General features: G+C 64.4%; 13 protein-coding genes and 1 rRNA gene. 10 read left to right on the top strand and 4 right to left on the bottom strand.

The window, feature by feature from the left end; all coding sequences use genetic code 11:
* The first annotated feature begins 159 nt into the window (after positions 1-159).
* The 9 genes from rrf (at position 160) to J2T47_RS13300 (ending at position 9,772) form a co-directional block, all read left to right on the top strand.
* Positions 160-275: ribosomal RNA gene (gene rrf, locus J2T47_RS13260) — 5S ribosomal RNA — on the top strand.
* A gap of 76 nt (positions 276-351) precedes the next feature.
* Entirely contained in the window at positions 352-585 is a 234-nt protein-coding gene (locus J2T47_RS13265) for a hypothetical protein (RefSeq protein ID WP_253447346.1), read from the top strand.
* A 233-nt stretch (positions 586-818) separates the two neighbouring features.
* Positions 819-1,790, top strand: coding sequence for a phosphate ABC transporter substrate-binding protein PstS (pstS, locus tag J2T47_RS13270; protein ID WP_253447349.1), 972 nt, complete (start codon positions 819-821; stop codon positions 1,788-1,790).
* A 395-nt stretch (positions 1,791-2,185) separates the two neighbouring features.
* A complete protein-coding gene (locus J2T47_RS13275) occupies positions 2,186-4,219 on the top strand; it encodes an ABC transporter permease subunit (RefSeq protein WP_253448139.1) in 2,034 nt (677 codons plus the stop codon).
* A gap of 25 nt (positions 4,220-4,244) precedes the next feature.
* On the top strand, positions 4,245-5,921 hold the full coding sequence (gene pstA / locus J2T47_RS13280; protein WP_253447352.1) for a phosphate ABC transporter permease PstA: 1,677 nt from the start codon (positions 4,245-4,247) through the stop codon (positions 5,919-5,921).
* Between the two features lie 52 nt (positions 5,922-5,973).
* Entirely contained in the window at positions 5,974-6,810 is an 837-nt protein-coding gene (gene pstB / locus J2T47_RS13285; RefSeq protein WP_253447355.1) for a phosphate ABC transporter ATP-binding protein PstB, read from the top strand.
* A 165-nt stretch (positions 6,811-6,975) separates the two neighbouring features.
* Positions 6,976-7,722: a phosphate signaling complex protein PhoU gene (gene phoU / locus J2T47_RS13290; RefSeq protein WP_253447358.1), complete on the top strand. Its 747-nt coding sequence runs from the start codon at positions 6,976-6,978 to the stop codon at positions 7,720-7,722.
* Between the two features lie 133 nt (positions 7,723-7,855).
* Positions 7,856-8,749: a response regulator gene (locus tag J2T47_RS13295; protein ID WP_253447361.1), complete on the top strand. Its 894-nt coding sequence runs from the start codon at positions 7,856-7,858 to the stop codon at positions 8,747-8,749.
* 123 nt (positions 8,750-8,872) lie between these two features.
* Positions 8,873-9,772 carry a peptidoglycan DD-metalloendopeptidase family protein gene (locus tag J2T47_RS13300; RefSeq protein WP_253447364.1) on the top strand — a complete coding sequence of 300 codons (900 nt, stop codon included), beginning with the start codon at positions 8,873-8,875 and terminating at the stop codon, positions 9,770-9,772.
* A gap of 103 nt (positions 9,773-9,875) precedes the next feature.
* Here the strand turns inward: J2T47_RS13300 and J2T47_RS13305 are convergent, their stop codons facing one another.
* From J2T47_RS13305 to phoB, 3 genes are all read right to left on the bottom strand, one after another.
* Positions 9,876-11,216, bottom strand: a complete 1,341-nt coding sequence (locus J2T47_RS13305; RefSeq protein ID WP_253447367.1) for a hemolysin family protein — start codon at positions 11,214-11,216, stop codon at positions 9,876-9,878.
* Between the two features lie 92 nt (positions 11,217-11,308).
* Positions 11,309-12,613, bottom strand: a complete 1,305-nt coding sequence (phoR, locus tag J2T47_RS13310; protein WP_253447370.1) for a phosphate regulon sensor histidine kinase PhoR — start codon at positions 12,611-12,613, stop codon at positions 11,309-11,311.
* 39 nt (positions 12,614-12,652) lie between these two features.
* Positions 12,653-13,342, bottom strand: coding sequence for a phosphate regulon transcriptional regulator PhoB (phoB, locus tag J2T47_RS13315; RefSeq protein ID WP_138217117.1), 690 nt, complete (start codon positions 13,340-13,342; stop codon positions 12,653-12,655).
* 313 nt (positions 13,343-13,655) lie between these two features.
* On the opposite strand from phoB, the gene J2T47_RS13320 reads away from it, so the two are divergent.
* Complete coding sequence (locus J2T47_RS13320; protein ID WP_253447373.1) at positions 13,656-14,021, top strand: COG4315 family predicted lipoprotein; 366 nt, start codon at positions 13,656-13,658, stop codon at positions 14,019-14,021.
* A 97-nt stretch (positions 14,022-14,118) separates the two neighbouring features.
* Here the strand turns inward: J2T47_RS13320 and ubiA are convergent, their stop codons facing one another.
* Complete coding sequence (ubiA, locus tag J2T47_RS13325) at positions 14,119-15,009, bottom strand: 4-hydroxybenzoate octaprenyltransferase (protein WP_253447376.1); 891 nt, start codon at positions 15,007-15,009, stop codon at positions 14,119-14,121.
* Positions 15,010-15,027 lie beyond the last annotated feature (18 nt).

Genomic DNA, 15,027 nt, shown 5'->3' on the forward strand with positions numbered 1-15,027 from the left:
TAATTGCCCGTGAGGCTTGACCATATAACACCCAAACAATTTGCGTGTTGTACGGTGAAGACGTAACGAACCGAAAGTTCGTGTGAACCGCAAATTACCTGTCACATACCCGAATCTGGATGAGCGTGTGCACTTGCCACGAGCGTCCATAAAGAATTGCTTGACGACCATAGAGCGTTGGAACCACCTGATCCCATCCCGAACTCAGTAGTGAAACGACGCATCGCCGATGGTAGTGTGGAGTTTCTCCATGTGAGAGTAGGTCATCGTCAAGCTCCTATCCCAAGACCCCTGGTCAGCATCGCTGGCCGGGGGTTTTGCTTTTATGGCAAAAAAAGGACGCCGCCCGACATGGAAACGTTGATCTCGACCTTGATCCTGCTGGGCGTCCTGAGCCTCAGCGTCGGTCAATTGCTTGCCTTCGGCCTGCTTGTGACGCGAGCCGGGCCGGCTGCGCTTCTCGCCTTGGTCATCCCGGGATTCGGCTTCTTTCTGGGGCGCCGGCACGGCATCTATAAATGGCTCCTGCTGCCGTACCTGGTGTGCATGGGCTGTTTCCTCGTGGCCATGATCATGGCTGGATGAGGCCCGCCATAGCTGAGTCCCTGAGCTGAGAGAAGGGCTCGTAGCCCCTCTAGAACGGCCATTTCAGCACTCGTTGCCCTTTCCTGCAGGCAGCGCTGTACCTGTTACAAAGCCACTGCTGCCTCAATGATGGCATTTCATCCAGCTGTCACATTCGTGTCATAGAGTCTTCATGCGGCCTGACGATACTGGCCCCCGTTCCATCCAACCCCATTCTCCTTAAGGAGCAAGGCATGAAACTCAAGCGTTTGATGGCGGCCCTGACTTTTGTCGCTGCAGGCGTAGGCACCGCCAGTGCGGTAGCCGCGATCGATCCGGCCCTGCCGGAATACCAGAAAGCCAGCGGCGTGTCGGGCAACCTGTCGAGCGTCGGTTCCGACACTCTGGCCAACCTGATGACCATGTGGGCGGAAGAGTACAAGCGCCTGTACCCGAACGTGAACGTGCAGATCCAGGCCGCCGGTTCCTCCACCGCGCCGCCGGCTCTGACCGAAGGCACCGCTAACCTGGGCCCGATGAGCCGCAAGATGAAGGACGTCGAGCTGCAGGCCTTCGAACAGAAGTACGGCTACAAGCCGACCGCTGTTCCGGTTGCCGTGGACGCCCTGGCGATCTTCGTGCACAAGGACAACCCCATCAAGGGTCTGACCATGCAACAGGTCGACGCCATCTTCTCCTCCACCCGCCTGTGCGGCGCCAAGGCGGAAGTGAAGACCTGGGGTGACCTGGGCCTGACCGGCGACTGGGCCAACAAGCCTGTGCAACTGTTCGGTCGTAACTCCGTATCCGGCACCTACGGCTACTTCAAGGAAGAAGCCCTGTGCAAAGGCGACTACAAGCCGAACGTGAACGAGCAGCCGGGTTCGGCTTCCGTTGTACAGTCGGTCAGCCAGTCCCTGAACGGCGTTGGCTACTCCGGTATCGGTTACAAGACCGCTAGCGTGAAGACCGTTGCCCTGGCCAAGAAAGAAGGCGGCGAGTTCATCGAAGACAACGAGGCGAATGCCCTGAACGGCTCCTACCCGCTGTCGCGCTTCCTCTACGTCTACGTCAACAAGGCGCCGAACAAGCCGCTGAACCCGCTGGAAGCACAGTTCCTGAAGATGGTGCTCTCCAAGACTGGCCAGCAGGTTGTCGTGAAAGACGGCTACATCCCGCTGCCGTCCAAAGTCGCCGAAAAAGCGATCAAGGACCTGGGTCTGTAATCAGTCCTCCAATCGGGCGGAAATCCCCGCCCGGCATGGGCTGACGCATACTCGACCGAGCCCGCCAGCATGGCTCTGCTGGCGGGCTTTGTCGCGTCACCTCCATGTCATCTTTCTGTCATATAGGGCCGCTAGGGTGTCACTCCATGAACGACATGGCCAACTCCCCGATGACTTCTTCTCAACCCGAGCGGATCGATTTCAATACGCCTGCCCTGCAGCGCAAGCGCCGTATCCGGGCGCTCAAGGATCGACTGACCCGTTGGTACGTGCTGGTCGGCGGTCTCGCCGTGCTGGCCGCCATTACCCTGATTTTCTTCTACCTGGCCTATGTCGTGCTGCCGCTGTTCCGTGGCGCCGAACTGGAGACGCGTGATCCCCTGGCTCCGGCCTGGCTGAAGACGGCCCAGGCGCCGCTGCTGCTGAGCATCGAAGAGCAGAACATGGTGGGCATGCGCGTCGCCGCAAACGGCGAAGTGGTGTTCTTCGACGCCAAGAAAGGCGACGAGATGGACCGCGTTGCGCTGAAGTTGCCTGCCGGCACCAGCGTCACCTCCATCGCCGAGGACCAGCCGGGTCACCCGACCGTCGCGCTGGGCCTGTCCAACGGCCAGGTGCTGGTGTTCAAGCACAACTACAAGGTCACCTACCCGGACAACAAGAAGACCATCACCCCGCATATCGACTATCCCTACGGCGAAGCACCGATGAACCTGGATCCCCAGGGTCGTCCGCTGGAGCACGTGGCGATCGTCTCGGGTGATGACAGCCTGTTGCTGGCCGCGTCCACCGGCAGCGAAATGCTCCTGCTCGGCCTGACCCAGCAGGAAAACATGCTGACCGGCGAGAGCACCCTGCAGGAAGAGCGCATCAACCTGCCGCAGATCGCCGACCCGGTGAAGGCCATCTACATGGACCCGCGCAAGCAGTGGCTCTATGTGCTCAATGGCCGCGCGCAGGCCGATGTGTTCGACCTGAACAGCCACCAGCTCAACGGCCGCTACAAGCTGCTGGATGATGCCTCCGCCGCAGTGACCGCCAGCAGCCAGCTGCTGGGTGGCATCTCGCTGATGGTCGGCGATTCCAAGGGTGGCATCACCCAGTGGTTCATGGCCCGTGGTGAAGATGGCGAACCGCGCCTGTCCCACGTGCGGGACTTCAAGCTGGGCGACCAGCCGATCTCCAGCATCGCGCCGGAGCAGCGCCGCAAGGGCTTCCTGGCCATCGACAAGCAGGGCAACCTGGGCATCTTCCACAGTACTGCGCACCGAACGCTGCTGGTGGAGAACGTCGCCTCGGCCGCCGGCCCGATGGCCCTTTCGCCGCGCGCCAACCGCCTGATTCTCGAACAGGGTGGTGAGCTGCGTCGCTTCAGCCTGAGCAACCCGCACCCGGAAGTGTCCTTCAGCGCGCTGTGGGGCAAGGTCTGGTACGAGAGCTACGACAAGCCGTCCTATGTCTGGCAGTCCACCGCCGCGACCACCGACTTCGAGCCCAAGCTGAGCCTGTCGCCGCTGACCTTCGGTACCCTGAAGGCCGCCTTCTACGCGATGATCCTTGCCGCTCCGCTGGCCATCGCCGCCGCCGTCTACACCGCCTACTTCATGGCTCCGGGCATGCGCCGCAAGGTGAAGCCGGTGATCGAGCTGATGGAAGCGCTGCCGACCGTGATTCTCGGCTTCTTCGCCGGCCTGTTCCTCGCGCCGTACGTCGAAGGTCATCTGCCGGGCATCTTCAGCCTGCTGCTGCTCACGCCGCTGGGCATCCTCGCTGCCGGCCTGATCTGGAGCCGCCTGCCCGAGCGCATCCGCCTGAGCCTGCCGGCCGGCTGGGAAGCGGCGATCCTGATCCCCGTGGTCCTCGCTACCGGCGCCTTCGCCCTGTGGATGAGCCCGCACCTGGAGACCATGTTCTTCGGCGGCGACATGCGCCTGTGGATCAGCCACGACCTGGGCATCACCTACGACCAGCGCAACGCCCTGGTAGTGGGCCTGGCCATGGGCTTCGCGGTGATCCCGAACATCTTCTCCATCGCCGAAGACGCCATCTTCAGCGTGCCGCGCAGCCTGACCTACGGCTCCCTGGCCCTGGGCGCCACGCCCTGGCAGACGCTGACCCGCGTGGTGATTCTGACCGCCAGTCCGGGCATCTTCTCCGCGCTGATGATCGGCATGGGTCGCGCCGTGGGCGAGACCATGATCGTGCTGATGGCCACCGGCAACACCCCGGTCATGGACGTGAACATCTTCCAGGGCATGCGCACGCTGGCGGCGAACGTCGCAGTGGAAATGCCCGAATCGGAGGTGGGCGGGACTCACTACCGCGTGCTGTTCCTCTCGGCACTGGTACTGCTGTCCTTCACCTTCGTGATGAACACCCTGGCAGAGCTGATCCGTCAGCGCCTGCGCAAGAAATACGCGTCGCTCTAAGCGGCGCCCGACGAGGCTACGTTCCGTGAAACAGAAACAGGAATCCGTCAAAGCGTGGTTTGCCAGCGGTTCTCCCTGGGTGTGGATGAACGCGGGCGCGGTGTCCATCGCCGTGATCATGACCATCGGCCTGCTCGCCGTGATCGCCGTGCGCGGTCTCGGCCACTTCTGGCCGGCGGACGTGATCGAGGCGACCTACACCGTCCCCGGTGAAGCACCCAAGACACTGATCGGTGAAGAAGTGCAGATCGAGCAGGTACCGCGCGAACGTCTGCGCGGCGCCGGCCTGCCGGTGCCGGCGAACGCTCCCGAGTTCATGACCCGCGAACTGCTCAAGCTGGGCAACCGCGACCTGTACGGCAGCGACTTCTCCTGGGTCATTGGCGAATGGCTCACCGACCGCCGCCACCCAGCCGAACTGGTCACCCTGGAGCGCCGCGAGTGGGGCAACTTCTATGGCTACCTGCTGAGCGTGAAGGAAAACGGCAAGGTGGTCGCCGAAGGACCGGGCGCCATGGCCGAGTTGCAGACCCGCCTGAAGCGCGTCGATGAGCTCTACGCCAAGCTCTATCAGCTGGAAAAGGGGGATATCGGCGGCATCAACCACGGCCTGGAACGCCTGCGCCTGAAGGAACGTGGCCTGCAGCTGAACAACAAGCTGGATGCCACCGCCGAGGCTGACATCGCCGCCGGCCGCGCCGAGCTGAACGCCCAGTACAAGGTGCTGGAAGAGCAGCTCAACGGCCTGCACCAGGAGTTCAACCGCGACAGCATCGTCATGCGCGATGCCACCGGCCAGCAGACCGAAATCAGTGTCGGCAAGCTGGTGCACGCCTACCAGCCGAACCAGATGGGCGTTGCCACCAAGCTGAGCTTCTACTTCAAGAAGCTGTGGGAATTCCTCAGCGACGACCCGCGTGAAGCCAACACCGAGGGCGGTATCTTCCCGGCCATCTTCGGCACCGTGATGATGACCCTGGTGATGGCCGTGATCGTCACCCCGTTCGGTGTGATCGCCGCGGTCTACCTGCGCGAGTACGCTCGCCAGGGCCTGCTGACCCGTGTGATCCGCATCGCGGTGAACAACCTCGCGGGTGTTCCGGCGATCGTCTATGGCGTGTTCGGCCTGGGCTTCTTCGTCTACGTGCTGGGCGGCTCGCTCGACCGGATGTTCTTCCCCGAAGCCCTGCCGGCGCCGACCTTCGGCACGCCGGGGCTGTTCTGGGCCTCGCTGACCCTGGCCATCCTCGCGGTGCCGGTGGTGATCGTGGCCACCGAGGAAGGTCTGGCGCGTATCCCGCGGGCTACCCGTGAAGGCTCCCTCGCCCTGGGCGCGACCAAGGCCGAGACCCTGTGGAAAGTGGTCCTGCCGATGGCCAGCCCGGCGATGATGACCGGCCTGATCCTCGCCGTGGCCCGTGCCGCCGGTGAAGTGGCGCCGCTGATGCTGGTGGGCGTGGTGAAGCTGGCTCCGGCGCTGCCGGTGGACGGCAACTACCCCTACGTGCATCTGGACCAGAAGATCATGCACCTGGGCTTCCACATCTACGACGTCGGCTTCCAGAGCCCGAACGTCGAGGCCGCGCGCCCGCTGGTTTACGCCACCGCGCTGCTGCTGGTGATGGTGATCGCCCTGCTGAACTTCTCGGCCATCGCGATTCGTAACCGCCTGCGCGAAAAGTACAAGGCGCTGGAAAACTGATTCTGCAGGCGGCGGGCCGTGCCCGCCGCCAAGCCTCCCAAGGAGACTGAACATGCAACATGAAAACTCATCCCACGGCATCGACATCGGCGCGCTCGGCCGCAGCGACCGCCAGGGCATGAACCTGGAAAGCGAGACCGTCGCCCTCGAAGTGCCCGGCCTGAGCCTGTTCTACGGCGAGAAGCAGGCCCTGTTCGACGTCAGCATGAACATCCCCAAGCAGCGCGTGACCGCTTTCATCGGCCCGTCCGGCTGCGGCAAGTCCACCCTGCTGCGTTGCTTCAACCGCATGAACGACCTGGTCGACGGCTGCAACGTGAAGGGCGAGATCCTCCTCGATGGCCACAACATCTTCGCCAAGAACGTCGACGTCGCCGAACTGCGCCGCCGTGTCGGCATGGTGTTCCAGAAGCCCAACCCGTTCCCCAAGAGCATCTACGAGAACGTGGTGTACGGCCTGCGTATCCAGGGCATCAACAAGAAGCGCGTGCTCGACGAAGCTGTCGAATGGGCGCTCAAGGGCGCGGCACTGTGGGATGAAGTGAAGGATCGCCTGCACGAATCCGCCCTCGGCCTCTCCGGTGGCCAGCAGCAGCGTCTGGTCATCGCCCGCACCATCGCCGTGGAGCCGGAAGTCCTGCTGCTCGACGAACCCTGCTCGGCGCTGGACCCGATCTCTACCCTGAAGATCGAAGAGCTGATCTACGAGCTGAAATCCAAGTTCACCATCGTCATCGTGACCCACAACATGCAGCAGGCCGCGCGCGTCTCCGATTACACGGCGTTCATGTACATGGGCAAGCTGATCGAGTTCGGCGATACCGATACCCTGTTCACCAACCCGGCCAAGAAGCAGACGGAAGACTACATCACCGGTCGCTACGGTTGAGGCCATGAGAAATCTCCTCTGGCTTTGTCGGCGGAGCTTGCCGTACGGGATGTACTGTCGGCGCTCCGCCTTCGCGCCAGCGAAGATTTCTCAAGGGCCTCAATGCTCCAGTTGAGACCGGAAAAAGACTGAGTTCCGAACTTCGCACCTTTCAAGGGTTTGCACATGATCAACAAAGAAAGCCTCACCCACCACATCTCGCAGCAGTTCAACGCCGAGCTGGAAGATGTGCGCAGCCATCTGCTGGCCATGGGCGGCCTGGTGGAAAAGCAGGTCAACGACGCGGTCAACGCGCTGATCGACGCCGACTCGGGCCTGGCCCAGCAGGTGCGCGAGATCGACGACCAGATCAACCAGATGGAGCGCAACATCGACGAGGAATGCCTGCGCATCCTCGCCCGCCGCCAGCCGGCTGCCTCCGACCTGCGCCTGATCATCAGCATCTCCAAGTCGGTGATCGACCTCGAGCGCATCGGCGACGAAGCCTCGAAGATCGCTCGCCGCGCCATCCAGCTGTGCGAGGAAGGCGAGTCGCCGCGCGGCTACGTCGAGGTGCGCCACATCGGCAACCAGGTGCGCAAGATGGTGCAGGAGGCGCTGGACGCCTTCGCCCGCTTCGACGCCGACCTGGCCCTGTCGGTCGCGCAGTACGACAAGACCGTCGATCGCGAATACAAGACCGCCCTGCGCGAGCTGGTCACCTACATGATGGAAGACCCGCGGGCCATCTCCCGCGTGCTCAACGTCATCTGGGCCCTGCGTTCGCTGGAGCGCATCGGCGACCACGCGCGCAACATCGCTGAACTGGTGATCTACCTGGTGCGCGGCACCGATGTCCGCCACCTCGGCCTGACCCGCATGAAGGAAGAAGTGCAGGGCAAGTCCGAGAACAAGCCGGACAAGGCCGAATAAGCCTGACGCTCGTACCAGAACGAACCCGGCCCTTGCGCCGGGTTCGTCATTTTATGGCCGAGCGGTTCCGCACCAATGGCACGTAGCCACCCGGCAAGGCTATCCTTCGCCCTATCGTTTTCGGGAGATGCCGATGGGCAAGGTCAGTGTGCTGGTGGTGGATGACGCTCCGTTCATCCGTGACCTGGTGAAAAAGGGGCTGCGGGACCATTTCCCCGGTCTGCAGATCGAAGAGGCGGTCAACGGCCGCAAGGCGCAGCAGTTCCTCGCGCGCCAGGCCGTCGACCTGATCCTCTGCGACTGGGAAATGCCCGAACTGTCGGGCATCGAATTGCTCACCTGGTGCCGTGAGCAGGACAACCTGAAGACCACGCCCTTCATCATGGTCACCAGCCGAGGCGACAAGGACAACGTGGTGCAGGCCATCCAGGCCGGCGTCTCCGATTTCATCGGCAAGCCGTTCTCCAATGACCAGCTGGTGAGCAAGGTGAAGAAGGCGCTGTCGCGCGCCGGCAAGCTGGAAGCTCTCGCAGCCCAGGCGCCGCAGCGCAGCCTGGTGGGTTCCATGCCCAATGATTCGCTGGCTGCCCTCACCGGCGGCAAGGCCGAGGTGTTGCGCCCGGCGGCCGCGCCGGCTGCTCCACGCCCGGCGGCTCCGGCACCGGCTGCCCCCGCTCCGGCCGCCCGCAGTGGTGCCAAGGGCCAGCAAGGCCAGTTGCGCCTGCCGTCGGCGAGCCTGCCCTGCGTGATCAAGGCGCTCAGCCTCAAGGAAGCGCTGCTGGTGGTGAAGCGCGGCGCGCCGCTGCCGCAGGTGCTGGAAAGCGCCGTGCTCGATCTGGAAGAAGACAGCGACGTCGCCCGTCTCAACGGCTACCTGCATGCCGTCGCCGCGCTGGAGCCCAGGCCGGACAGCGAGTGGCTGCAGCTGACCTTCCGCTTCGTCGACCGCGACCCGCAGAAGCTCGACTACCTGTCCCGCCTGATCGCCCGCGGCAGCTCGCAGAAGCACTACGTGCCCGGCGCCTGATCCGGTTACAAATCCTCCCGCCGGCAACCGGGACTGTTTCACAGGCCGACCGGCGGCAGGTCGCGACGCAGGGGCGACGCTGCTAGTCTTGCCAGCGTCGCCATACCTATAACCAGAGTCGACATGCTAGGGCGCAGTATCCTCCTGTGCGGTCTCTTGGCCGCCTCCGGGACGGCTTCGGCCGTGACCATCTACAAGTACACCGACGCCAATGGCGTGGTCACCTACACGGACAAGGCCGTGGCGGGTGCGGCTGTGTTCGTTTTCCGCGATCGCATGGTCGAGCACCTGGAAGAACAGGTGAAGCTGGAGACGAAGAAGCATGCCGGCGGCGAGACCCTGCAGGTGCGCAACGACCTGTACGCACCGGTGGAAGTCGAGCTGAGCGTGACCGGTGTGCAGAACGCCGTGGGCGCGCCGGAGCGGCCGATCCGCTGGGTGCTGCCGCCGCGCAGCTCGATTCGCCTCGCCACCCTGGCGCCGCTCGATCCCGCCAGGCCGCTGCGCTACAAGCCAAAGCTGCGCTATGCGCTGGGCGATCCGCGACTGACGCCGTTGTCCTACCAGTACGCGCTGCCATGGACCGGCGGACCGTTCCGCCTGACCCAGGGCGCCAACGGCCGCTACAGCCACTTCACGCCCAAGGGTCGCTACGCCATGGACATTGCCATGCCGGTGGGCACGCCCATCGTCGCGGCGCGCGGCGGCACCGTGGTGAAGATCGAGAACGGCCAGGACGGGCGTGGCAAGAATCCCTCCGGCAACTTCGTGCGGATACTGCATGACGACGGCACCATGGGCGTGTACCTGCACCTGATGCGCGGCTCGGTGCTGGTGCGCGAGGGCCAGCGCGTCGCTACCGGCACGCCGCTGGCGCAGTCGGGCAATACCGGCAACAGCAGCGGCCCGCACCTGCACTTCGTGGTGCAGCGCAACGTCGGCCTGGCGCTGGAGTCGATTCCCTACGACTTCTCCCAGCCGGTGGATACGCTGCCGAACTTCGCGGTGGTTCGGGAGCACTGATTCCATCCGGTTGGACGCGATGCCCGGCGCCAGCCTGTAGAAGCGCATTTGCCAACAAAAAAGGCTGCCCGGGGGCAGCCTTTTTCATGGGCGCTTGCGGGACTCAGTCCAGCTTCACCACCTTGGCAAGGACGATCTTCGGGCCTTTCATCTTCTTCACGATGATGCGCAGGCCTTCGGTATCCAGCACTTCCTCTTCTTCCGGCACGCGCTTCAAGGTGTCGTAGACCAGCCCGGCGAGGGTATCCGCCTCGACGTGGTCCAGGTCCAGCCCCAGCAGGCGTTCCAGCTTGAACAGCGGGGTGTCGCCGCGCACCAGCAGCTTGCCGGGCTGGTAGGCGACGATGCCGCGCTCGGCCTTGCGGTGTTCGTCCTGGATATCGCCGACCAGCACTTCCAGCACGTCTTCCATGGTCAGGTAGCCGACGACCTTGTGGTCGGCTTCCTCCACCAGGGCGAAGTGCGAGCCGCCCTGGCGGAACTGCTCCAGCAGGCGGGCCAGCGGCAGGTGCTTGGTGACCATCTCCAGCGGGTGGGTCAGCTCGTCGAGGTCGAACGACTCCGGCAGGCTGTCCAGCGTGGCCAGGGCCAGCAGCAGATCCTTGATGTGCAGCAGGCCGATGAACTCGCCCTTCTCGCTGTCGTACACCGGGTAGCGGCTGTACTTGTGGCGGCGGATGGTGGCGAGGATGTCGTCCAGCGGCGCGCTGCGTTCCAGGTAGACCAGGTCCTCGCGGGAGTTGGCCCAGTCCACCACTTCCAGCTCGCCCAGCTCCACCGCCGAGGCCAGCACGCGCATGCCCTGGTCGCTGGGGTCGTGGGCGCGGCTGGAGTGCAGGATCAGCTTGAGCTCGTCACGGCTGTAGTGGTGCTCGTGGTGCGGCCCCGGCTCGCCTTGCCCGGCGATCTTGAGGATGGTGTTGGCGCTGGCGTTGAGCAGCCAGATCGCCGGGTACATGGCCCAGTAGAACAGGTACAGCGGCACCGCCGTCCACAGCGACAGCAGCTCCGGCTTGCGGATCGCCCAGGACTTGGGCGCCAGCTCGCCGACCACGATGTGCAGGTAGGAGATGATGAAGAACGCGCTGAAGAACGACACGCCGCGAATGACTTCCTCGGAGTGCACGCCGACCGCGGCCAGCAGTGGCTCCAGGAGTTCGGCGAAGGCCGGCTCGCCGACCCAGCCCAGGCCCAGGGAGGCCAGGGTGATGCCCAGCTGGCAGGCGGAGAGGTAAGCGTCGAGCTGGTTGTGCACCTTGCGCAGGATGGTGCCGCGCCAGCCGTGCTGGTTGGCGATGGTCTCCACGCGGGTCGAGCGCAGCTTGACCATGGCGAACTCGGCGGCGACGAAGAAGCCGTTGAGCACGACGAGGAACAGGGCGAACAGGATCAGGCCGAAATCGGCGAAATAGGTGAGGAAGTTGCTACTAGGGGAAGGGTCCATGGTTCAGTTGGGTCAAGAATGGACGGACAAGAATGCGGTTCGTCGGGCCTGGCTGGCAAGCCCGTCTATACCAGAGTCGAAGTCGGGCACCGTTATGCGCGGCTCTCGACCTGCTGCGGCGGGAAGTGGCAGGTGAAGCTGCTGCCCTTGCCCGGTACGCTGCTGATGTCCAGGGTGCCACGGTGGCGCAGCAGCACGTGCTTGACGATGGCCAGGCCCAGGCCGGTGCCGCCGGTACTGGCGTTGCGGCTGGAATCGACGCGGTAGAAGCGCTCGGTCAGGCGCGGCAGGTGCTTGGGATCGATGCCGATGCCGCTGTCCTGCACGGCCAGGTGCGCGCCTTGCTCGTCCGCCCACCAGCGAATGCGGATCTCACCTTCGTCGGGGGTGTACTTCACGGCGTTGAACACCAGGTTGGAGAAAGCGCTGCGCAACTCCGCCTCGCTGCCCTTGAGCTTCACCTTCGAATCCGCCTCCAGGCTGATGCGATGGCTGCGTGCGCCGGACAGTGCCTGGGCATCGTTGCGGATCGACAGCAGCATCAGGTCCACCGCCACCGGCTTGTTGTCCGCCGGGTAATCGGTGGCCTCCAGCTTGGCCAGCAGGAGCAGGTCGTTGAGCAGGTTTTGCATGCGCCCGGCCTGCTGCTGCATCTGCTGCAGCGCGCGGGTCCAGCGCGGATTGACGTCCTCGACGTTGTCCAGCAGCGTCTCCAGGTAGCCGGCGATCACCGTCAGCGGTGTGCGCAGCTCGTGGGAGACGTTGGCGACGAAGTCCTTGCGCATCTGCTCCAGCTGGTGGACGCGGGTCACGTCGCGCACCAGCATCAGGTGCTCGCCGGCGCCGTAGAGGGTGATGTGGAACTGCAGGCGCAGGTTGTCGTTGATCGGCGAGGAGAGCTCCAGCGGCTCGCGGTAGTCCTCGCCCTCGAAGTATTCCTTGAAGCGCGGATGGCGCACCAGGTTGGTCACCGGCTGGCCGCCGTCCTGCGGGCTCTTCAGGCCCAGCAGGCGCTCGGCGGACTGGTTCCACCACTCCAGGTTGCCGTCGCGGTCGAGCAGGATCATGCCGTCGCGCAGCGCCGCGGTGGATTCCTGCATGCGGTCGATCACTGCCTGCAGGCGCCCGCGGGCGCGCTGGTTGCGTCGCTGCAGGTGGTAGATGCTGTCGAACACCTCGCCCCACAGGCCGTAGCCATCGGGCGGGGCTTCATCGGGCTGGTGGTTCTTCAGCCATTTGTGCAGGCGCAGCAGCTGCCAGGTCGACCAGCCGAGGTAGGCGGCCAGCGCCACGGCGATGGCCCAGCCGTACTGGCCGGTGATCAGGCCGAGCAGGGCGCCGGCGGCGACGACTAGCAGCAGGTGGCGTATCAGCACGCCACTCCAGTTCTGGGTCACGAAATTCCGTTCCTTGTACCCGTCGAGCTGGAAGCTCGATCAGCTTTTGGTCGAGAAACGATACCCGGTGCCGCGCACGGTCTGAACCAGATTTTCGTATACCTCGCCCAGGGCCTTGCGCAGACGGCGGATGTGCACGTCGACGGTGCGCTCCTCGACGTAGACGTTGCCACCCCAGACCTGGTCCAGCAGCTGGCCGCGGGTGTAGGCGCGCTCCTGGTGGGTCATGAAGAACTGCAGCAGGCGGTATTCGGTCGGGCCCATCTCGGCGGGTTTGCCGTCGATGGTCACGCGGTGGCTGATCGGGTCGAGCATCAGGCCGCCGACCTCGATCGGCGTCTCGCTGTCACCGGCGCCGGTGCGGCGCAGCACGGCCTTCAGGCGGGCAACCAGCTCACGGGGGGAGAAGGGCTTGGTGATGTAGTCATCCGCGCCGACTTCCAGACCCTGGATCTTGTTGTCCTCTTCACCCTTGGCGGTGAGCATGATGATCGGGATGGCCGAGGTCAGCTCGTCACGCTTGAGGCGGCGGGCCAGTTCGATGCCGGAGGTGCCCGGGAGCATCCAGTCGAGCAGGATCAGGTCCGGCTTGCGATCGACGATCACCGCGTGTGCCTGCTGGGCGCTGTCGGCCTCCAGACACTCGTAGCCGGCCATCTCCAGGGCCACGGCGATCATTTCCCGGATCGGAGCTTCGTCATCGACGATGAGGATTGTCTTGCCAACCATGCTGAGGCCTCAGAATTTCTGTAATGCGCCGCATTAGATAACGGAAATATTTCATGAATGTGACAGCCCGATGGTAGCCGAGCCTCGCGCCAGAGCGCTCGTCTATGCTCTTGGGGTCGCCGCGCGTTTACCGCGCGGCACAAGCGGAACGCACCGGCCCGGTCGGCGGTGTGCCGGCAGGGAGCCTGCCGGAGTCTTGCGATGACGGTAGTGAGTGCGTTGTCGACGTCGCCCTGGCCGGCCCTGCCTGCAATTTCGCCCGCCTTTGCACCGATGCTCGCGCCGTTTCCACCTCACCAGAGGAGAAGCCTTCATGAAACTGCTATTCCCGGCCCTGGCACTGGGCCTGATGCTGCCGGCGATGTCCGCCCTGGCCGCGGCACCCGGCATGGAAAAGAACGGCATGCTGGTCGATGCCAAGGGCATGACGCTCTACACCTTCGACAAGGACAGTGGCGGCAAGTCGATGTGCAATGGCGGCTGCGCGCAGAACTGGCCGCCCCTGATGGCCTCGGCCGATGCCAAGGCGATGGGCGACTGGACCATGATCAAGCGCGATGACGGCACCGTGCAGTGGGCCTACAAGGGCAAGCCGCTGTACACCTTCGTGCAGGACAAGAAGGCCGGCGACAGGGTCGGCGAAGGCAAGATGGGCGTCTGGCACATGGCCAAGCCGTAACGGCTTTATGCAGGAGCGAGCTTGCTCGCGAACCTTGCCTGGCACTTCAGTATCAAGCGGGTTCGCGAGCAAGCTCGCTCCTACAAGGTCGCCGTGATCAGCGCAGGGCGAAGTCCGCCACGGTGCCGAGGAAGATCGCCAGCCCCGCCCAGTGGTTGTGCAGGAAGGCCTTGAAGCACTTCATCGGCTCGCGGTCGCGGGTCGAATGGAACTGCCAGGCGAAGCAGCCGGCCGCAATGGCCAGGCCCAGGTAGTAATACAGGTGCATCGCCAGCTTGTTGCCGGCCAGGACCAGCAGCAGGAGCATCAGGCCCTGCAGGCTCAGGTTGATCACCCGGTCGGCGTCGCCGAAGAGGATCGCCGTGGACTTCATGCCCATCTTCAGGTCGTCTTCGCGGTCGGTCATCGCGTAGTAAGTGTCGTACGCCACCGTCCACAGCACGTTGGCGAAGAACAGCAGCCAGGCCACCGCCGGCAGGGTGCCGCTGGCCGCGGTGAAGGCCATCGGGATGCCCCAGGAAAACGCCGCGCCCAGCACCACCTGCGGGTAGTAGGTGTAGCGCTTCATGAAGGGGTAGAGCGCCGCCACCGCCGCGCCGCCGAAGGACAGCCAGATGGTCTGCGCGTTGGTGCACAGCACCAGCAGGAAGCTCAGCCCCAGCAGCACGAAGAAGGCGATCCAGGCCTCGCGCACGCTGATCCTGCCGGTCGCCAGCGGGCGCGCCTTGGTGCGTTCGACGTGGCCGTCGAGCTTGCGGTCGGCGAAGTCGTTGATCACGCAGCCGGCCATGCGCATCAGCACGGTGCCGAGGACGAAGATCACCAGGTTCTTCACGCTCGGCACGCCGCCGCTGGCCATCCACAGCGCCCACAGCGTCGGCCAGAGCAGCAGGTAGATGCCGATCGGCTTGTCCATGCGCGTCAGCTGGATGAAGTCCCAGGCGCGGGGATGCAGGCGGGCGAGGGGTTTGATCAGGGCGACGAACATGGCGGCCTCCGGAAAACG

It is taken from the genome of Pseudomonas nitroreducens (assembly GCF_024170165.1).
GTDB lineage: Bacteria > Pseudomonadota > Gammaproteobacteria > Pseudomonadales > Pseudomonadaceae > Pseudomonas > Pseudomonas nitroreducens_C.